This window comes from Sulfurimonas xiamenensis (genome assembly GCF_009258045.1).
GTDB lineage: Bacteria > Campylobacterota > Campylobacteria > Campylobacterales > Sulfurimonadaceae > Sulfurimonas > Sulfurimonas xiamenensis.
Map to the genome: position 1 here is coordinate 926,690 of NZ_CP041166.1, position 20,630 is coordinate 947,319.

Annotated in this window: 18 protein-coding genes; 12 read left to right on the forward strand and 6 right to left on the reverse strand. The window is 33.2% G+C overall.

Annotated features, from left to right (window positions below):
* Window positions 1-2 precede the first annotated feature (2 nt).
* The 10 genes from FJR47_RS04740 (at window position 3) to FJR47_RS04785 (ending at window position 11,259) form a co-directional block, all read left to right on the forward strand.
* Window positions 3-761, forward strand: coding sequence for a TIGR02757 family protein (locus FJR47_RS04740; protein ID WP_241855426.1), 759 nt, complete (start codon window positions 3-5; stop codon window positions 759-761).
* A 71-nt stretch (window positions 762-832) separates the two neighbouring features.
* Window positions 833-1,258 carry a CoA-binding protein gene (locus FJR47_RS04745; RefSeq protein WP_152299308.1) on the forward strand — a complete coding sequence of 142 codons (426 nt, stop codon included), beginning with the start codon at window positions 833-835 and terminating at the stop codon, window positions 1,256-1,258.
* 11 nt (window positions 1,259-1,269) lie between these two features.
* Entirely contained in the window at window positions 1,270-2,475 is a 1,206-nt protein-coding gene (gene ilvA, locus FJR47_RS04750; RefSeq protein ID WP_152299309.1) for a threonine ammonia-lyase, read from the forward strand.
* Window positions 2,476-2,590: 115 nt separating this feature from the next.
* Entirely contained in the window at window positions 2,591-4,288 is a 1,698-nt protein-coding gene (locus tag FJR47_RS04755; protein ID WP_152299310.1) for an acetolactate synthase large subunit, read from the forward strand.
* On the forward strand, window positions 4,288-4,761 hold the full coding sequence (ilvN, locus tag FJR47_RS04760) for an acetolactate synthase small subunit (protein ID WP_188093754.1): 474 nt from the start codon (window positions 4,288-4,290) through the stop codon (window positions 4,759-4,761). The genes FJR47_RS04755 and ilvN overlap by 1 nt, the downstream gene beginning before the upstream one ends.
* A 5-nt stretch (window positions 4,762-4,766) precedes the next feature.
* Window positions 4,767-5,717 carry a UDP-3-O-(3-hydroxymyristoyl)glucosamine N-acyltransferase gene (gene lpxD, locus FJR47_RS04765; RefSeq protein WP_152299312.1) on the forward strand — a complete coding sequence of 317 codons (951 nt, stop codon included), beginning with the start codon at window positions 4,767-4,769 and terminating at the stop codon, window positions 5,715-5,717.
* 9 nt (window positions 5,718-5,726) lie between these two features.
* A complete protein-coding gene (gene lpxD / locus FJR47_RS04770; protein ID WP_152299313.1) occupies window positions 5,727-6,677 on the forward strand; it encodes a UDP-3-O-(3-hydroxymyristoyl)glucosamine N-acyltransferase in 951 nt (316 codons plus the stop codon).
* Window positions 6,678-6,693: 16 nt separating this feature from the next.
* Window positions 6,694-6,897 carry a hypothetical protein gene (locus tag FJR47_RS04775; protein WP_152299314.1) on the forward strand — a complete coding sequence of 68 codons (204 nt, stop codon included), beginning with the start codon at window positions 6,694-6,696 and terminating at the stop codon, window positions 6,895-6,897.
* A gap of 16 nt (window positions 6,898-6,913) precedes the next feature.
* Window positions 6,914-8,611 carry an autotransporter assembly complex protein TamA gene (locus FJR47_RS04780; RefSeq protein ID WP_152299315.1) on the forward strand — a complete coding sequence of 566 codons (1,698 nt, stop codon included), beginning with the start codon at window positions 6,914-6,916 and terminating at the stop codon, window positions 8,609-8,611.
* Window positions 8,608-11,259, forward strand: a complete 2,652-nt coding sequence (locus FJR47_RS04785; RefSeq protein WP_152299316.1) for a translocation/assembly module TamB domain-containing protein — start codon at window positions 8,608-8,610, stop codon at window positions 11,257-11,259. The genes FJR47_RS04780 and FJR47_RS04785 overlap by 4 nt, the downstream gene beginning before the upstream one ends.
* 25 nt (window positions 11,260-11,284) lie before the next feature.
* On the opposite strand, the gene FJR47_RS04790 is transcribed toward FJR47_RS04785, so the two are convergent.
* From FJR47_RS04790 to hisS, 6 genes are all read right to left on the reverse strand, one after another.
* Complete coding sequence (locus tag FJR47_RS04790; protein ID WP_152299317.1) at window positions 11,285-12,160, reverse strand: universal stress protein; 876 nt, start codon at window positions 12,158-12,160, stop codon at window positions 11,285-11,287.
* 3 nt (window positions 12,161-12,163) lie between these two features.
* Window positions 12,164-13,660, reverse strand: a complete 1,497-nt coding sequence (locus tag FJR47_RS04795; protein WP_152299318.1) for a SulP family inorganic anion transporter — start codon at window positions 13,658-13,660, stop codon at window positions 12,164-12,166.
* Between the two features lie 105 nt (window positions 13,661-13,765).
* Window positions 13,766-14,935 carry a pyridoxal phosphate-dependent aminotransferase gene (locus FJR47_RS04800; RefSeq protein WP_152299319.1) on the reverse strand — a complete coding sequence of 390 codons (1,170 nt, stop codon included), beginning with the start codon at window positions 14,933-14,935 and terminating at the stop codon, window positions 13,766-13,768.
* A 78-nt stretch (window positions 14,936-15,013) separates the two neighbouring features.
* Window positions 15,014-15,715: a serine O-acetyltransferase gene (gene cysE / locus FJR47_RS04805; protein WP_152299320.1), complete on the reverse strand. Its 702-nt coding sequence runs from the start codon at window positions 15,713-15,715 to the stop codon at window positions 15,014-15,016.
* A 9-nt stretch (window positions 15,716-15,724) separates the two neighbouring features.
* Window positions 15,725-17,554: a biosynthetic arginine decarboxylase gene (gene speA / locus FJR47_RS04810; RefSeq protein ID WP_152299321.1), complete on the reverse strand. Its 1,830-nt coding sequence runs from the start codon at window positions 17,552-17,554 to the stop codon at window positions 15,725-15,727.
* 20 nt (window positions 17,555-17,574) lie between these two features.
* On the reverse strand, window positions 17,575-18,786 hold the full coding sequence (gene hisS / locus FJR47_RS04815; RefSeq protein ID WP_152299322.1) for a histidine--tRNA ligase: 1,212 nt from the start codon (window positions 18,784-18,786) through the stop codon (window positions 17,575-17,577).
* A gap of 204 nt (window positions 18,787-18,990) precedes the next feature.
* Between hisS and FJR47_RS04820 the strand changes: the two genes are divergently transcribed.
* Together FJR47_RS04820 and FJR47_RS04825 are read left to right on the forward strand one after the other, a co-directional pair.
* Entirely contained in the window at window positions 18,991-19,668 is a 678-nt protein-coding gene (locus FJR47_RS04820) for a superoxide dismutase (protein WP_152299323.1), read from the forward strand.
* 51 nt (window positions 19,669-19,719) lie between these two features.
* Window positions 19,720-20,622: a protoglobin domain-containing protein gene (locus FJR47_RS04825; RefSeq protein WP_152299324.1), complete on the forward strand. Its 903-nt coding sequence runs from the start codon at window positions 19,720-19,722 to the stop codon at window positions 20,620-20,622.
* Window positions 20,623-20,630 lie beyond the last annotated feature (8 nt).

Sequence of the window (20,630 nt, forward strand, 5' to 3'; positions counted from 1 at the left end):
AGGTGAATGATATATATATTAAGCGACTTCTCGATTTAGAAGTTGCTAAACGCAATTGTGACGGCGAACTTTGTGAGGAGCGATTAGATCCGATAATGATTGCACGGCGTTATAAAGATCCGACTATTTCATTAATTTGTGCTCTTTTTGCTTATGGAAATGTAAAACAGATTATTAAATTTTTAAATTCTCTTGATTTTTCTCTTTTGCAAAAAAGTGATGATGAGATAAGAGATGCTTTAAAAAATCACTACTATAGATTTCAAAAGAGTGAAGATATAACAGTTTTATTTATAGCACTAAAAAGACTCAATAAAAAAAACACTCTTGAAGAAATTTTTAAAATTGGTTATAAAAAAAATAAAAGTGCTGTTGAAGGTGTTAATGAACTTATAAAAACATTGCAAAATGTATATCCCTATAATAGCCAAGGTTATAACTTTTTGATATCTAATATCACTACAAAAACAAAGGGAGCGGGTGCATTGAAAAGATGGATGATGTATCTTCGCTGGATGGTAAGAGCTGACGCAATAGATATGGGATTATGGAGAGGAATTGACAGGGCTGATTTAATTGTGCCGCTTGACACACATACTTTTACCGTTTCTAAAAAGCTTGGTCTGCTAAAGAGAAAAAGTTATGATTTACAGGCAGCTATAGAATTGACTCTTAAACTTAAAACTTTTGATAATAGTGACCCTCTAAAATATGATTTTGCACTTTATAGAATAGGACAGGAAAAATTATTATTTAAATAAATATCCGGCTGATTATAGTGATTTGTTCATTAGTTTGATATAATCACTTACTATTTTTTAAAGGATATAAAATGGAGTGTGAATTTCCAACAATTAATTCAAATAAAGAAGAGATAAAAGATATTTTTGATATCACTAAAACTATTGCTGTTGTGGGTTTGTCGCCTGATGAAAGTAAAGATAGCCATAAAGTTGCAAAATATTTGCAAGAGCAAGGTTTTAAAATAGTTCCTATTTATCCGAAAGAGGAGACTATTCTCGGTGAAAAGGTGTACCGTTCACTTTTAGAAATTCCTTTTAAAGTTGATATGGTAGATATTTTTAGAAAACCAAGCGTACTTGACGCAGTTGCAGATGCATGCATTGAGAGAGGCGATATTAAGGTTTTTTGGGCTCAAAAAGGGATTGTAAATAATGAAGCGGCTGCTAAAGCAAAGGCTGCGGGAATAAAAGTTGTTCAAAATATGTGCACAATGGTAGAACATAAATTTTTATAAAGGAGTTGTAGTTGTTTGATGTAAAAAAGATTTATGAGGCGAGAGAGCGAATAAAAGAGATTGCAGTTGATACACCTTTCTCATATGCACCGCATCTTAGTCAAAGCAGCGGTTGTAATGTTTATCTTAAGAAAGAAAATCTCCAAATTACAGGTGCATTTAAGATTCGAGGTGCATACAATAAAGTTGCATCATTAAGCGATGAACAAAAAGCATGTGGTGTTATAGCCGCAAGCGCAGGAAATCACGCTCAAGGAGTTGCACTCTCAGCTTCTAAATTTGGCATAAAAGCCGTAATCGTTATGCCGGAATCTACACCGCTTACAAAAATAAACGGTGTTAAGAATTATGGTGCAGAAGTTATTTTACATGGAACTAACTATGATGAAGCATATGCTTATGCTATAGAGCATGGCAAAAAAAATTCATTAACTTTTATACATCCGTTTGAAGATGAATATGTCATAGCAGGACAGGGAACATTGGCACTGGATATCTTGGATAAGTGCAAAGACTTGGATGCAGTTGTTATTCCTGTAGGCGGAGGCGGACTTATATCTGGAATGGCAGCGGCATTTAAAAGTATAAACCCCAAGATAGAAGTTATTGGGGTAAGCGCAAAAGGAGCGCCTGCGCTTAAAAATTCATTTGAGCTTAAAAAACCTATAGATAGTTTAAGCGTGCGAACAATAGCAGACGGTATTGCAGTTCGTGACACATCTCCTATAACCTTAGCTTATATGTTAGAGACTGTAGACAGGTTTATCAGTGTTGATGATGAAGAGATAGCAAGCGCAATTCTTTTTTTACTTGAAAAACAAAAATTGGTGGTTGAGGGAGCTGGAGCCGTCGGTGTTGCTGCACTTCTTCATGATAAACTTGAAGATTTAAAAAATAAAAATGTAGCTATTGTTCTAAGTGGCGGAAATATGGATGTTACACTTTTGTCTGTAATTATAGAAAAAGGTTTATTGAAATCAGGCAGAAAAATGAAATTTACAGTAACGCTTGTCGATAAGCCCGGCTCTTTGATGCGTTTTACTCAAATACTTCAAGAGTTAAATGCAAATATCGTTCATATAGCATATGACAGAACATCTATTTCGCTTGATTATGGTGATGCGAATGTAACGGTACATGTCGAAACTAAAGGTGAAGAGCATCAGCAAACTATTTATAAAGTATTAAAAGAAGAGAATTATATTAGAGGCGAGTAAATTGTTTGTAATAATAATTAAATAGATATTAAATTAAAAATTAAACCAAATTTTAACTTTCAATATAGTTCACTTTATATATAATTAGCGAATTTTTTACAATAGGAGACTTTTCATGCAGATAAGTGGCGCACAGATGGTCATTGAAGCTTTAATTGCAGAGGGTGTAGACAAAATATTTGGCTATCCCGGCGGAGCAATTATGAATGTCTACGATGAGATTTATAAACAAAATAATTTTGAACATATTTTAACAAGACATGAACAAGCTGCAATCCATGCTGCTGAAGGTTATTCAAAGGCAAGTGGAAAAGTAGGTGTTGCCATGATAACAAGTGGTCCTGGATTTACAAATGCCGTAACTGGACTTGCAGATGCATACATGGATTCAATTCCGCTTGTGGTAATTAGTGGTCAAGTTCCTATGAGTCTTATCGGAACAGATGCATTTCAAGAGATTGATGCTGTTGGAATAAGTCGTTCATGTACAAAACACAACTATCTTGTAACAGACGCAAAAGAGCTCCCGCGCATACTTAAAGAGGCTTTTTACATCGCAGCGAGCGGTCGTCCGGGTCCTGTTCATGTAGATATACCAAAAGATGTAACAGCGCAGATGGCAGATTTTGATTATTCGATTGAACTTGATTTAGAGACATATAAACCAAATGTCAAAGGAAATCCTCGTCAAATCAAAAAAGCTATGGAAGCTATAGCAAAATCGAAGAGACCTCTTTTTTATTTGGGCGGCGGTGTTATAAACTCCAATGCTGCTTATGAAGTAAGAGAGCTGATTCATACAACAGGGATTCCTGCTGTTGAGACATTTATGGCAAGAGGAACTCTTAGTCACGATGATGAATTTTTAATCTCTATGCTTGGTATGCACGGCTCATATGCTGCGAATATGGCTATGAGTGAAACAGATTTAGTAATAGCTCTTGGTGCTAGATTTGATGACCGTGTAACAGGTAAACTTTCAGAGTTTGCTAAAAATGCCGGTGTTATTCATGTGGATATAGATCCTGCTAGTATTTCAAAGCTTGTAAATGCTGACTATCCAATAGTGGGTGATGTTAAAAATGTTGTTGGTGAAATGTTAAAATTGTCATCCAGTGTTAATCCTGCAAAATATACAGCATGGAGAGATACTATAAATAATTTTAATGAACTTCATCCGTTGGCGTATCATGAAGATACAGATAGATTGAAGCCTCAATGGGTTATACAGAGAGTAGGGGAACTTTTAGGAGATAGTGCGAATATCTCAACGGATGTTGGACAACATCAAATGTGGACAGCGCAATTTTATCCTTTTACTCGTCCTCGTCAGTTTATAAGTTCAGGCGGACTTGGAACTATGGGATTTGGTTTTCCTGCAGCTATGGGTGTTAAAGCAGCATCACCTGATAAAATAAGTATAAATTTTACAGGAGATGGTTCAATTTTGATGAATTGTCAAGAGTTAATGACTGCAGTTGAGAAAAAACTGCCGGTTATTAATATTATATTAAATAATAATTATCTTGGAATGGTTCGTCAGTGGCAGACTCTTTTTTATGATAAAAGACACAGTGAAACTGATTTAAGTGTTCAACCCGATTTTGTAAAGCTTGCAGAAGCATTTGGTGGAATAGGATTTAGAGTCAAAACGAAAGAGGAGTTTGACGCAGCACTTAAAGAAGCAGTTGATAAAAATGTTGTTACATTTATAGATGTTGTTGTAGAGAGATTAGAAAATGTTATGCCGATGGTACCGTCCGGCGGTTCACTGTTTAACATGATGCTATTAGAGAAAAAGGAGAAAAAATAATGGAGAAAAGTGAAAGAAGAGTTATTTCTGTTATTGTTGTAAATGAAGCAAGTGTTTTGTCTCGAATTACAGATCTTTTTTCCGGACGGGGATACAATATTACATCATTGACGGTAGCGCCTATTCCAGAGAGCAAGTATTCAAGACTTACTATTGTTACTTCAGGTTCAGTGCGGGTTATAGAGCAGATAATAAAACAACTTCATAAACTTATTCCTGTTTTAAAAGTTTATGAACACGCTGATTTAGTTGAAAAAGAGATGGCATTGGTCAAATTTCCTTTAACTGAAGATATTACAGAAATAAGCATTTTATGTTCTGCTTACAATGGTAAAATTGTTAATGTCGGAGAGAATGTAATTATAACAATGGTTGCAGATGAACCAAAAAGAGTGGAGAACTTTTTAAAAATTATCAATAAATATAACCCAAAAGAGATTGTAAGAAGCGGTGCTGTAGCACTAGAGAGATAAATCAAGTGCTTTTGAGTGATGTAGCTTCGCATCTAAAGCTTGAGTTTTTGGGCAAAGATATAGAGATAGAGTCCATGAATGAACTTTCTCTCTCTTCATCATCACAATTAGCATTTGCAATACATAAAAAATACTCTTACGAATTAAAATCTTCCAAAGCCAAAGCTTTTTTAATAACAAATGCATTAATTGAACATCTTCCTGAAGACTCTTCTTATATAATTTGTGAAGATGTCTCTATCTCCATGGCAGAAGCTACAAAACTTTTTTACAAAAAACCCATTGAGCAGCGGCTTTCGCATGCAGTAGTGGGTCAAGAGTGTTATATAGACGCTATGGCAAAGGTGGAAAAAGGTGTAGTTATTGGCTCAAATGTTACTGTAATGGCGGGTGCATATATTGGGACAAATGTTGTAATCGGTGATAACACTATAATATATCCAAATGTGACCATCTATAGAGACAGTGTTGTTGGAAGTGATTGTATCATTCATGCAGGAAGTGTAATCGGTGCTGATGGATTTGGTTTTTCTCATACAAAAGAGGGTAAGCATATAAAAATTTATCAAAACGGAAATGTTATCATAGAAAATGATGTAGAGATTGGTGCAAACTGTGCAATAGATAGGGCAGTTTTTAATTCTACTATTATTAGACGCGGTACAAAACTGGATAATTTTATCCATATTGCACACAATTGTGATATTGGAGAGTATTCTCTCTTCGTTGCCCAAACAGGAGTTGGCGGTTCTACGACATTAGGACGCAATTGTGTGGTAAGTGGGCAGAGTGCTTTTAGCGATCATTTGGATATAGCACCTTTTTCCACTTTTACTGCAAGAAGCGGAGTAACAAAAAGCATAAGCAATAGCGGCGGAGTTTACAGCGGGTTTCCGTTAATGAATCATAGAGATTGGAAAAAATTGCAAGCAAGGATAGCAAAGCTTAATGATTAGGAGTGAAAAATGGATTTAAAAGAGATTGCAAAAATTTTAAAGTGTGATTTTAGCGGTGAGAATTTTGAAGTAACAAAGATGAATACTCTTCGTGATGCCAAGAAAAGCGAAATATCTTTTGTAGCAAATTCAAAATATATAAAAGAGATACAAGACTCAAATGCAGGTGCTATTATAGTTGATAGATCTACAAAAGAGTTTGTTCCTAAAGATACTATTGCTTTAGTTGTTGACAATCCATACTGGGAGATGGCAACGCTCTCAAAATATTTTGCACCTCCTATCGAAGATGAAACTTTAGCAGAACCTAAAATAGGCAAGGGAAGTGTTGTTTCGCCAAAAGCAGAGATTGCAAAAGGCGCTGTAATAGGCGAAAATTGTACTATTATGGCACATGTTTATATTGGTGCCAACAGTGTAATCGGTAATAATACTATCATCTATCCAAGTGTTAGCATATACAGAGACTGCAGAGTAGGAAGCAACTGTATTATTCATGCAAACACAACAATCGGAAGTGATGGTTTTGGTTTTGCAACAAACAAGATGGGTGAGCATAGAAAAATATACCAAAACGGCAATGTGGTTATAGAAGATGATGTAGAAATCGGAAGCTCTACTACCATAGACAGAGCAGTTTTTGGAACTACTCTTATCAAATATGGCGTAAGAATTGATAATCTTGTTCAAATCGGACACAACTGTGTAATAGGTGAGCACTCTGTTCTGGTTGCTCAAGCAGGAATTTCCGGCTCTACAACAATGGGAAGAAATGTTGTAATGGGAGGACAGAGTGCAACAGCAGGACATTTAAATATTGCTCCTTTTACAACAATGGCGGCTAGAAGTGGAGTAACAAAGAGTATAAATCAAAGCGGCTTAACATTTGCAGGATTTCCGTTGATGGAACATAAATTATGGTTGAAACTTCAGGCAAAAATTGCTAGACTTATTAAATAATATAAAAGGAGTTGGAATGTCAAAAACTATTGAGCTACATGGAACACAAAAAGGTGTTATAACTATTATTAAAATGGATGAGCCGTATGGTGCAGGCAGTGGTAGTGTTGCTAGTATAGGTATATCTTTAGCAGGAAATGAAAATGAGCCTGAGTGGAAAGTTCATATTCCTCTTGAAAATCTGGATGAAGTCATAAAGGCTCTTAAAGAGTTAAAATAGCATTGTGGGGGTGTAGTTGAAAAAGAAGCTTTTTACCTTTTTTTTATTCTCTGCACTTCTTTTTGCGAAAGAGTATCTACTGCTTTTTAGCGGAAATAAAGAGCTTTCATCAAAAGAACTTTATAGTGTTCTCGACCTGCATAAACCATACTTTTATGAGTTTTATGTGGATGAGCCTGTTATTGAATTTAAAAATATAGAATTAACCATGCAGGCTCTTAAGGATTACTATAAATCAAAAGGCTTTTACCACACAAATATATCTTATCTAAAAGATAAAAATTCAATAACTCTTCTTATTGAAGAAAATAACCCTATTATAGTTAAAAGTGTAACTTTTATATCAAACTTGGATATTTCTAAAAAGATTCCCTTTAAAGAGGGTGAAATATTTAGTGCTGATAAATTTACACAGAGTAAGAAAGATATAAAACTGATCTATGCAAATAGCCATTTTTGCAACGCTTCTCTTGATGCAAAAGCTTGGATAGATATAGAGCAAAATTTTGCCTATTTAGCATATGAAGTTATGCAAAATAAGAGATGTTATTTTGGCAATATAGAAATAATACCTACAAAAAATATTGATGCTGATATATTAAAGTCTCTTATATATTTTGAAGAAGGTGAGCCTTTTTCTACTAATAAAATAACAAGAAGTTATGAGAGCTTATATGGATATGAAGGTATTTCAAAATCTATAATCAATACAAATATAAAGAAAAATAATAGAGTTGATATAAGTATAAATACAATAGAAAATGAAAAACCTGTTCGTTTTATGGCCGGCTTAGGTGCTAGCAGTGATGAAGGCGTTATGTTTTTTCTTGGAATTAAACATAGAAATTTTTTAGGAAATCTCAAAAGTTTGGGAGCTGAGACAAGAGTAACTCAAATAAAACAGACCATAAAAACAAATTTTGATATGCCGCTTATAAATAGAAATTTTATAGGTTTTGAAGTTGGTTATGAAAATGAAGATTTTATAACTTTTAAAGAAGAGAGAATATTTGCTGATCTTTTTTTAAAACAAAAAGTTTCCTTCTATACAACATTTAAAGAGAGTATACTTTTTGATAAAGCAAAAACTTATGATATTAATGATGAAACTCTATTTCCAAAAAGTTCTCTTTTTGTAGTATCTCCAAAACTTGAATGGAATTATGATACAAGAGATAAAATATTAGATCCAAGATCTGGGTATTTTATAAATTCTCAAATAAGCGGCTCTGTAAAGAGTGCTGTTTCTGATGCATCATATTATAAATTTAAATTAAACGGCGGTTACATACTCCCTATCAATGACTATATTGTTGGTTTAAAAGCAACTTTTGGAACATTAAGCATAAGTGATGGGTATATCCCATCTTCTTACCGTTTTTTTGCCGGCGGAATGTACAGCAATCGTGCTTATGGTTATAGAAAATTAGGTCCGACAGATGATAAAAACAACCCTATAGGCTCTGATTCAATTATAGAAACTACAGCTGAAGTTAGATTTAATATTTACAAAGATTTAAGAGGAGTTCTTTTTAGCGATACTACATTTTTGGGAAATGACAGCACTCCCAATTATGACAATGGATATTATAGTGCAGGATTTGGACTTCGCTACAATACACCAGTCGGACCAATTGCAATTGATGCAGGATTTGATATAGAAAATCCTATGAAACAATATGCTATACATTTTCATATCGGAGAGCTGTTTTGATAAAAAAAACTTATCTTTTTTTTCAAATTATCACAATATTTGCACTCTTTATAGCAACTGTTACTATTTTTATTTTATTTCAAAAAGATATTGTGCCATATTTGGCCCAGAAATATTTAAAAGAGTATAAAGTAGAGTATAGTTTGATAGAGGGCACTCTGTATAGCGGAGTTGTTATTAAAGATTTTAAATATGAAGAGAGTATAAAAATTGATGAGCTTAGGGTAGATTATAATCTTTTGATGTTGATACATCCGACTCCAAGAATAGAATATATAGGTGCAAAGGGAGTTGTGATAGATGCAGATAAGATTTTAAAATCATCCAGCGATAAAGCACAAAAATCAAAATTTGCATTTAATATTTCAAAAATAGATGTAAAAGATGCAAATATTAACTATAAAAATAAACTCTACACTTTCAATTTAGAGGGTTTTGATTTTAGTTTTAGAGATAAAATCGACCTTGAAAAAATAGAGCTTGAATCGAAAACACCTTATGGTTTGCTTTCTCTCAGTGGGCAGATAAAATCAAATAATTTAAAAGCGCAATCAACTGTTTTAATAGATAAGAAAATAAAAAGTAAGTATCTATATTTTTTAACATATACTCCAGAAAAATTTGATGTAGATTTAGATGTATCAATGAAAAAAATATCTTTAAAAACATCATTAAAAAAGATTATTTTTAAGGATATTAAAAACATTGAATTAAACAATACAAACATAAATTTAATATATAAGTTTAAAGATGATTTTTTTGTTGTTAATTCAGACTATGGTGCTTTTTATGAGAGGAGTGAAATTTTTGTAAAACAGGAAACTTTAGTTACATTTGATTTAAAAGTTGATTCTAAATTAGATGCAGAGATAATAAAAGATGAGTTAAATCTGCCTTTTAAAAATTTTGCACTAAAGATAAATAAAGATGAAAATTTTACAAAAATTGATTTTGATGCGCAAGATATTGAAGTAAATGCCAAGACTAAAGATTACAAAAATTTTATTTTAAAAGCAGATACAAAATATGCATATTTAGATGGAATATTTGAGAGAGACAACAACGCTTCAACGCTGCACGGTCAGCTTTATCCAAAAAAAGAGGCACCTTTTATAAAAGAGTATTATCATGAGAAATTTTCCAAAATAAATCTTTTTGTATCAAAAGATAAAGATACTATAAGAGGCAATATAAATGCAGATATTTTTTCTTTAACACTCTTTAATGATGATAAAGGAGCTCTTAAAGGTTTAGCTAAAATCGGCTCTAGCAAGTTTAACATAGAGGGAGATTTAAATAAAAAAGTACTTAACATTGACTCAGAATTAGAGTCTCTAAATACTCTATTGCATGAACTTGATTTAAATACACTTGATGAGGATATGTTTTTTGATGCAAAAGCAACTATAAAAGCAGATATATCTTATAAAGATACATTTGAGATAAAAACAAGATTAGATATTCCATGGTATAAAGTTAAACTTGATACTAAAACTATATATACGGGAGAAGATGCTTTTTTTGAGTTTTTTTATAAAAATTCTCAAGCAACTCTGCAAAGATACGGTTTTAAAGTTGTAAATTATAATATTTACTCAAATAGAGCCTCAAAAATTATTTTAAACGAAAAAGGCGAGCTAGAGCTTAAAGAGTTTTGGGTTTATGATAATTTGCTATTACAAGGAATATTAAGACCATCTGATATGAGTGCAGATATTAATATAAAAAGTGATAAATTTCATTATAAATCAGATGATGCCAATGTAACTTTAAAAATGGATTTGCAAGCAAGCATTGATAGCAGCGGTAAACAAAATGTTACAGGTGATATAACTGTTTTAGACGGCATAGTTACATATGCTCCTAAAAAAGAGCATGTTATTGGTGATGAAGATATTATAATTATTCAAGATATAAAACCAGAGAAGAAAAAAGTAGATAGAGCATTAAGTATATCTATAAACTCACTAAAACCAATAAAGTATAAAATAAAAGAAGTTGATCTTTTATTTACTCCAAATTTAACGCTTTATCAAGAGACAAACAGCACAATGCAGATACTTGGGACGGTACAAATTAACAAAGGAACCATTAATATAAGTGACAGAGTTTTCGAGTTTGATGAGAGCGAAATATATTTTGTTGATGATAAATATACAAATCCTTATCTAAATTTAAATCTGCACTATTATACGCTTGATAACATAGACATAGAGATATATATTACAAATAGAGTAAATTCTCCTGTAATTATTTTTGCTTCAAATCCTCAAATGAGTCAAGAAGACATTATGTCATATATTTTATTTGGCGCTGCTGCTTCATCTGTTTTTGATACAAGTGAAGATAGTTCTAAAACTTCTCTAAGTAATCTGCTTTTAGGTGCGGGTTTAAAAGAGATGCTTAATAAATCAACAAATTTAAAAATAGATACTTTAAATATTTTAACAAATGAAGAGGGAACTCTTGGATATGAGATAGGAACACGCTTTGGCAAAAATATCCGTCTTGTTTATAGAAATGATGAGATATCAACTATAATATTGCAATATAGTATAAGCAAGTCAATAAGAATTGATGTAGATGTAAAAGAGACAGGGCAGGGAGTCGGTATATATTATATAAAAGATTTTAAACTTAAGGAGTGACAAAAAACTTGTCACTGCAAATAAATTATTTTAAAATAATCAGCGGAATTTTTACATTTTGGATAAGTTTTGTTGTAAAACTTCCAAAAAGAGCTGTCTTTAATTTACCGTGGCTATATGAACCAATTGCCATTATGTCTATATTATTACTTTTTTGAGAATTTAAAATCTCTTCTAAAGGATCGCCTGATTTTGATATAAACTCACAGTTGAGTGTTTTATCTTGGATTATTTCTTTGGCATTTTCAATTAACTCTTGAGATTTTTTTGTATCATTGCAGATATTTATGACAAATCTTTTTATATCCCTTCCCAGCATAGGGGAGGAGGAAACTTCTTCCAGAGCTCTTGTTGAACCACTTTCACCGTTAAATGCTATCATTACATTTTTTATAGGAGAGTACTCTTTGTTGACTAAAATAATCGGCACATTTACATCTCTTATAATATTTTCAACCTGAGATCCGATTTCCATAATATCTGAGTTATGGTCAATTCCAGATATTCCAAACAGAACAACTCTCATTTTTTCTTCAAGTTCTTTGAGATTTTCATATAAAGTGCCATGTCTTTGAGAGATTACAACATCTTCAAAACCGCTGTTTATAACTTTTTCTTTTAAGGATTTTAAAATATCTTTTCCATTGTCAATAAGCTTTTTGCTTTCCACGGCATCTTCATCAGAAAGATCATTTAAAAGAGTGTCTCTTTCACCAAAGCCGATGCTTCCAGAGAGGTCACTTTTGGATGATATATGTGTATGTTCTATTGTATTTAATAATACTAACGGCAATTTTAACTCTTTTGCAATATACAGCCCATATTCACAAACAGCTTCAGAATATTTTGAGCCGTCTATACAGGCAAGTACAGCCTCTTTTATAGTATTTATATTTTGCATGCTTTAATGTCCTCCCATTATTTTTTCAATCTCTTCTGGTTTATCGTGAACACCAAATCTGTCAATTATAGTACTGCTCGCTCTATTTTTGCCGATAATTGTTACATTTGCACCTTCACGGCGAAGTTTAATCACTACTTTGTCAAGTGCATACACAGCAGAAATATCCCAAAAATGAGCTTTGTTTAAGTCTATCACGATATTTTCTACAACTTCCTTAAAATCGAAAAATTCTACAAATCTGTCCGCACTGTTGAAGAATACCTGACCGACTATTTTATATGTTCTTGTATCTGTTTGTTCATTATAAAATGTTTCACTATACATAAAATGGCTGATTTTGTTTGCAAAAAAGAGCGATGCTAAAAGTACACCCACAAATACTCCAAGAGCTAGATTATGTGTCCATACAACCACCACAACTGTTGCCACCATAACTACATTTGTAGATACCGGCAGAGTTTTTAATTTTTTTATAGAGCCCCAGTCAAATGTACCGATGGAGACCATTATCATAACCGCAACAAGTGCTGCCATTGGGATTATAGAGATTAAATCACTTAAAAATACAACCATTATAAGTAAAAATACACCCGCAAGCAGAGTCGAGAGTCTTGTTCGTCCACCTGATTTTACATTGATAACGGACTGCCCAATCATGGCACAACCTGCCATACCGCCCATAAAACCTGAAGCAATATTTGCAACGCCCTGACCGCTGCACTCTCGGTTTTTATCACTCTTTGTATCCGTTAAATCATCTACGATAGTAGCCGTCATTAAAGACTCCAAAAGGCCGACTATAGCTAAAGATATAGAGTATGGAAGTATAATCATAAGTGTCTCAAGGTTAAAAGGAATCTGAGGAATTAAAAAAATCGGAAGCGTATCTGGAAGCGCGCCCATGTCTCCTACATTTCTTACATCTATGTCAAATAAAATAACCACCAAAGTGATAGCTACGATGGTTATAAGCGGAGAGGGGAGCAGTGTTCCTATCTTTGGAATGTATGGAAAAAGATAGATAATGCCAAGACCTGCAGCTGTAAGCGCATATACATGCCACGAAACATTTGTGAGTTCGGGAAGCTGCGCCATAAAGATAAGTATGGCAAGGGCATTGACAAAACCGACAACGACCGCGCGGGGGACAAAACTCATTAGCTGACCGAGTTTAAAGTGCCCTGCAATCATCTGAAGCATACCTGTTAAAACCGTAGCCGCAAGAAGATACTCCAAACCGTGCTCTTTTACAAGTGTGACCATTAAAAGCGCCATTGCACCCGTTGCCGCACTAATCATTCCGGGACGGCCGCCAACAAAGGCAATAACAACCGCGATACAAAAAGATGCATAAAGTCCTACTTTGGGATCAACTCCCGCAATAATAGAGAAAGCTATGGCTTCTGGTATAAGTGCAAGTGCAACTACTAAGCCAGCTAGCGAGTCTCCTTTTATATTGGAAAACCACTCCTCTTTTTTTAAATATTTATGTAACAACTATTATCCTTTTGTTTTTTGTATGTTTTTTGATTTTTTTAATAAATGAGGATTTTATCTCCGCTAAATAGCAGAGATAAAATATAATAAAATTTAAAAATTATTTTATACTTTTAGTTCTTTTACAAACTCTTCAATTCTTTTTATTCCTTTGTGAATACTATCTATATCTGTTGCAAAGCTAAATCTAAAGTATCCTTCGCTTCCAAAACCGACACCAGGAACTACAGCAACACCTTTTTTTTCTAAAAGATCTTTACAAAACTGCATAGAATCATTGCTTATCTCTTTGATATTAACAAAAAGATAAAAAGCACCATTAGGTTTATAGACACTAAGTCCGTCAATCGCATTGATAAGCCTTACTGCTTCATCGCGGCGCTCTTTAAATGCTACTCTCATCTTTTCAATCTCTGCATCGGCTGAACCGTCTAAACCCGGAATTGCTGCTTTTTGAGTTATAGAGTTGATATTTGAAGTACTTTGGCTTTGAAGTTTTTTTGTTGCTTGAATAAGTTCAGTGTTGTGAGATGCCATATAACCAAATCTCCATCCTGTCATGGCAACTGATTTGCTAAGACCGTTAATTGTCACTGTTCTTTTAAACATATCATCACTTACCGCTGCTGCAGATGTAAACTCACCGTCATAGATAAGTTTTTCATACATCTCATCACTTGCAACTATAATATTAGTTCCTTCTAGAATTTTTCCTATTTCTTCAAGTTCAGTTCTTGAATAAACTGAACCTGTTGGATTTGAAGGGCTTGTAAGTACTAGCATTTTTGTTTTAAATGTAAGAGCTTTTTTTAATTGTTCAGGCGTTATTTTAAATTCATTATCATCATGTGTTTCTATCTCAACTACAGATCCGCCGAAATATGAAACTAATTCAGGATAGGTAACCCAATAAGGAGAAGGAATAATAACTTCATCTCCTTTTTGAATTGTTGCTGCAAAAAGATTAAATAAAGAGTGCTTTGCACCGTTATTTGTGATTATTTGATTGGGAGCATAAGTTAACCCGTTTTCTCTTTTTAACTTATTTGCTATTGCTGTTTTAAGAGCAGGAATACCGTCAACAGCCGTGTATTTTGTAAAACCTTCATTTATAGCAGCTATTGCAGCATCTTTAATAACTTGAGGAGTATCAAAATCAGGTTCACCTGCAGAGAAGCTGATGATATCTTTGCCTTGAGCTTTTAATTCTGTAGCAAGCGTTGAAATTGCAATTGTAATTGATTCTGATAGTGTGTTAATACGATCTGTTAACATACGAACCCTTTTTTAAAAAATATTGAGCGAATTATACTAAAATAATTTAATATATTAGTAGGTATTTATATTGAAATTTCAGTTTTTCATAGCCTTAATAAAAGATTCATAAATTTTTTCTAATTCTAAATCTTGATCAAGAAGATCTTTATTATCTTCAACCAATATATGCTCCAGTACTGCAACACGCTTTAGCATATATTCAAACATCTCTTTATTTATGTCAGGAAGCAAATTGTGCATAAGAGGCTCTTTACATCTTCCTTTTTCAATAACATGAGCAGGAATTCCTATAGCAGTAGCATTATCAGGCACATTTTTAACAACAACAGAATTCGCTCCAATCTTAGCATACTTACCAATAGTAATATTTCCTAAAACTTTTGCTCCAGCACCTATTACGGCACCTTTTTTTATTGTAGGATGTCTTTTTCCGTGCGTTAGAGAAACACCGCCAAGAGTTACTCCCTGATAAATTAAAACATCATCTTCTACTATTGTCGTTTGTCCTATAACAACTCCAAATCCATGGTCGATAAAGACTCTTTTTCCAATTACGGCACCAGGATGTATATCTATATTTGTTAAAAATTGACTAAAACCCATAATGATTCTTGCAAGACTTTTAAAGTTTGCCTTATAAAGTCTATTAGCAATTCTATACCAAGCCAATGCCCATACACCTGGGTAATTAAATAAAAAATCAAATTTAGAATTTAATGCCGGATCATTTTTATAAGCATTAGAAAAATCTTCTTTGATTTCGGCATAAAGTCCCAAGATAAGCTCCTAATATGTAGTTCTTAAATAGCCATTTTGCTTTAAAAATAACTCTAATTTTGCAAGTGTATCATTTTTTTCTTGCTCAGTAATAAAATGAGAATTTGATAAATCGTTTTTAAGCTTATTAAAAACTTCTTCTTCATCATAACCAAGAGTATTTAGTATCTCTAATATATTTTTTGATTCAACCGCATTTTTTATTTCATAACTGTTCTCATCTATAATAACGGTATATTCGCTTGGATGCGTAAAGAGGTTGTGATTCATTCCAAGTGTCTCTTGATAAGCACCTACATTAAAAAATCCTAAAAAATAATCCTCTTCATCCAAATTTACATCATGTAGATAGAGAGGTTTGTCAGGATTGAAACCAATTTCACCATCACTGTCGCATGTAATATCCCATAAAGAAGCTGCCCTTAGTGGAACAGTGTTTAAATGGTGCAGTGGCATAACAGGAAAGTGTTGATTTAATCCCCAATAATCAGGCAGACTTTGAAATATAGAAGCGTTAATAAGGTATCTTTCCTGCAGTTTTACCTGTAGTTGCGCTAATTCATCTGTTGGATTTGCAGATTTTAGATAAAGTGCTTTTTTGATAATATTGTGAACTAAAATTTCTGCGTTGGAACGATCTTGTAGATCTATATATCCCAAATCAAAAAGAGTTAATAGTGATTCCATATGATCAAGTGCATCATGCAGATACTCTATACAATTTGTGTTGTTTAAAAGTCTGTTTAGCTCTATAAGTTCCTCAATTAGAGGAGGATTGTTTTTTTTGAAATTAAGCAGTTTCTCTTGATAATCCTGCGTAAATAGTTCAAGAACAGGTGTAATAAGCACGGCGTGTGAAGCAACGATAAATCGTCCCGATTCCGTAAAGATGTCAGGATGCTCAACATTTTTTGCATTCATAATTTCGCCCAAAAGAAAAACAACACTGCTTGAAAACTCATCTATAGAGTAGTTTCTTGCACTTGACATAACATGCTGATCATACTCAACTGCCAAACCGCCTCCGATATTAATGCTCTTTAGAGATGTAGCTCCCATTTTTTTGAGTTCGGCATAGATATTTCCAGCTTCACGAAGCGCTTTTTTTAGAGGTGCTATATCAGACATTTGTGAACCGATATGAAAATGGACCATATTGAGTTGATTTAGCAGTTTTGCATCTTTTAAAAGGGCAATTGCCTCTATGATTTCGGTAGAGGTTAAACCAAATTTTGCATCCATTCCTCCGCTTTTTGCCCAGATACCGCTGCCTGCGCTGTGAAGTCTAACTCTTATACCGATATTTGGGACTTTAAGGTCACACTCTTTTGCAACTTCTATAATAGTTTCAAGTTCACCCAATCCCTCTATCGTAATTGTAATATTGTGTCCGCTTTGTGCAGCTATAAAGCCCAAAGTAATCATCTCTTTGTCTTTAAAACCGTTTACTGTAATGTTAGCACCCATCGGAGTTTTGCTCATTGCAAGTATCAGCTCTGCTTTAGAACCTGCCTCCAAACCGTAACTATATTGAGCTCCTTGAGAAGTTACAGCCTCTACTGCATGTGGAAATTGATTTACCTTTAAAGGAAAAACAGCGTTGAAATTTCCTTTATAGTTATTTTGCTGTATAGCCTTATCAAAGTAACTGTAAAGAGTTCTGATTTGGCTTTTAATAAGATGAGGAAATCTGAGTAAAATAGGACCTCTTACATCATTTAAGCGAATATCTTCAACAATTTGAAGCAATGATGGCATGCACTTATAGTTTAATTTTATCTGGCCGTCTTCAATAATAAAATTTTTGTTAGACCAAATATCAAGACCGAAATTATTCATAAAAATATCCTCATAAAATATTAAAAATCTTCCAGGGTTACTGTTTTTTCTGTTTTATCTTCTAAATTTTTCACCCAAATAGTACCATTTTTCATCTCCTCAGAACCTATAACTGCACAATATTTAGCATTTGTTTTATCAGCAGCTTTGAGATGATTTTTGAGATTTTTTGATTTGTAATCTACAATTACAAGATTTGATTCTCTTTTTTTATGGGCAACCTTTATTATTGTATCAATACTTTCATCATCCATGGCACCAATATAGTAACCCTCCTTTTTAACCTCAGGCATCTTTATAAGTTCCATCAATCTTTCTATTCCCATAGCAAATCCTACCGCTGGAGTAGGGCGGCCGTCTAAAAATTCTACAAGTCTATCATATCTTCCGCCTCCGGCTATTGCACTTTGGCTTCCTATGTTGTCGCTTACAAACTCAAATGCGGTTTTAGAGTAGTAATCTAATCCTCTTACAAGATTTGTATTTATCTCATAAGCAATAGCGTTGTCATCTAAAATTTTTGTTAATGTAGTAAAATCTTTTTCACACTCAGAACATAGATTTTGCATAAGCTTAGGTGCATTTATATAAAGTTCTTGACATGAACCATTTTTACAATCAAGCACCCTTATGGGATTTGTATCAAGTCTTCGGATGCAGTCTTCACAGATTGTATCTTTGCACTCTTGCACAAAATGAATTAATTTTTTACGGTAAGATGGCATGCACTCAATACAGCCCAGGGAATTAAGCTGCAGCCTGTAACCAATACCCAGCTCTTTTAAAATATCACTCACCATCATAATCATATTTGCATCTTCATAAACGCTCTCAACTCCAAAGCTCTCAACTCCAAACTGATGAAATTGTCTCAATCTGCCTTTTTGAGGTCTTTCGTACCTAAACATCGCTCCATGATAAAAAAATCTATGTACACCACCTGCGCGGTCTAGTTTTTTTTGTATAAATGCGCGCACAACTCCGGCAGTCCCTTCCGGCCGTAAGCAGATGTCATTTCCGCCTTTATCAACAAACTGATACATCTCTTTTCCGACAATATCACTTGATTCTCCGACTGAACGCTTAAAAAGAGAAGTCTCTTCTAAAAGAGGAGTTTCTATAAAATGAAAGCCATATCTCTGCGCAATTTTAGTGGCAGTATCTATAAAGTAAGTAAATCTTTTATAATCATCACTTAGGATATCGTTCATGCCTCTTAGTGAAGTAATCATCTGTTTCCTTGAAAATTCTATTTTATTTATTATTGATTTGATTTGAAAGGATACCATTTTTTGCTTATATTTCATTGACTAATAATATTGTGATTTTAATAATATCTGAATGTAGATAATTTTTTTTACATTCTTTTAATAAAAGTATCTTATACTATTAATACTTATAGTATTTTATTACAAATTATAAACAAGGATATTGTCATGATTGAATTACCAAAACTGCCATTTGCTGAAGATGCATTAGAACCCTTTATCTCCTCGGAGACAATACAGTACCATTACCACAAGCATCATGCGGGGTATGTCAATAAACTCAATGAGTTAATTAAAAATACAGTTTATGAGAAAATGTCTCTCTCTTCTATCATTCGTGATTCGCAAGGAGCTGTTTTTAATAATGCAGCACAGGTATTTAACCATATTTTTTACTGGAGCAGTTTAAGCGGCAAAAAATCTCTTCCCGGCAAAGAACTTTTAGAGAAAATCAATAATGATTTTGGTTCAGTTGAAGCTCTAAAAGAGGAGTTTATTAAAGCCGGAGCAGCACTCTTTGGTTCAGGTTGGGTATGGCTTGTAAGAGAGCCTAATGGACATTTAACAGTTAAAACAACTCAAAACGCAGACAACCCTCTAAAGTCGCATATGATACCGCTATTTGTTTGTGATGTATGGGAGCATGCTTATTATATTGATTATAGAAATATGCGTCCAAAATACTTAGAAGAGTTTTGGAACTATATAAACTGGGAACATGCAACAAAAACTTTTAATAAAACAGACAATAATATTTTTATCGCAGCAGAACCTTGCAATGATATTCATGACCCTTTTTGTGAAGTGTTTGATGAACTTCAACACCAAGATAGAGTAACGAGTTAAATACAAGTTTTATTTACATAGAATAATTAATCTTGAATATAAAGGTACAAAATGCAGCAGCATGAGAGTTTAAAAGAGCACTATAAATTTACGCAGGAAGAGGCTTTAATTTTACAAACTCTTCAACCTAAAATGAGTGCGCTTGCAGATAAATTTATTGATGAATTTTATGATTATATTTGGGGATTTGGTTCAACTGCAAAATTTCTTAAAAATCAAAAAATTATTGATTATCACCGCACTAAAATAAAAGCGTGGTTTATAAATCTTTTTTGCGGTAAATATGATCTGCACTATTTTACTTACCTCTATAAAATCGGTGAAATACATGTGCGAATTGGACTTCCGACACACTATGTAAATTCTGCATTTACATTTGTAAGAACTTTTATCATAAAAAATATTGAAAAAAATTCCAAAGATGAGATACAGCGCTTAAAAGAGATAGAGGCGGTTGAGAAGATTGTAGATATCAATCTTGATACACTTACAAGTTCATATAGAGAGGAGGAGCTTAGTAAATTTTTATCTCTCTCTAAATTTGAAAAAACAGTTTTATCAGGTTTGAAAAAATTCAATTCATATATCAATTTTTTCTTAGCGGGATCTTTGGCATTAGTGGCATTTTTTGCAATAGGACTGTTTGTTTATGATATATATCTGCTTTTTTTTACAGATATTGGCATAGAGAAAGGAATCTTGACTGTTCTTGGAAGCTTGCTCGTATTATGGGCGGCAATCGAGCTCATTCATGAAGAGATTAATCATTTACAAGGCAAAGGGTTTGCTATTGGAGCTTTTATAATGCTTGCTATGGCAGCTCTGATTAGAAAAGTGTTAATTTACTCACTCTCTTCAGAAAAAGGTAATGAACTTTTAGTGATAGGCGTAGTTATCGTTGCATTAGCAGTCTCTTACTGGCTTGTAAATGTAAAAAATAGAGTGAGTATTTAGTACCAACC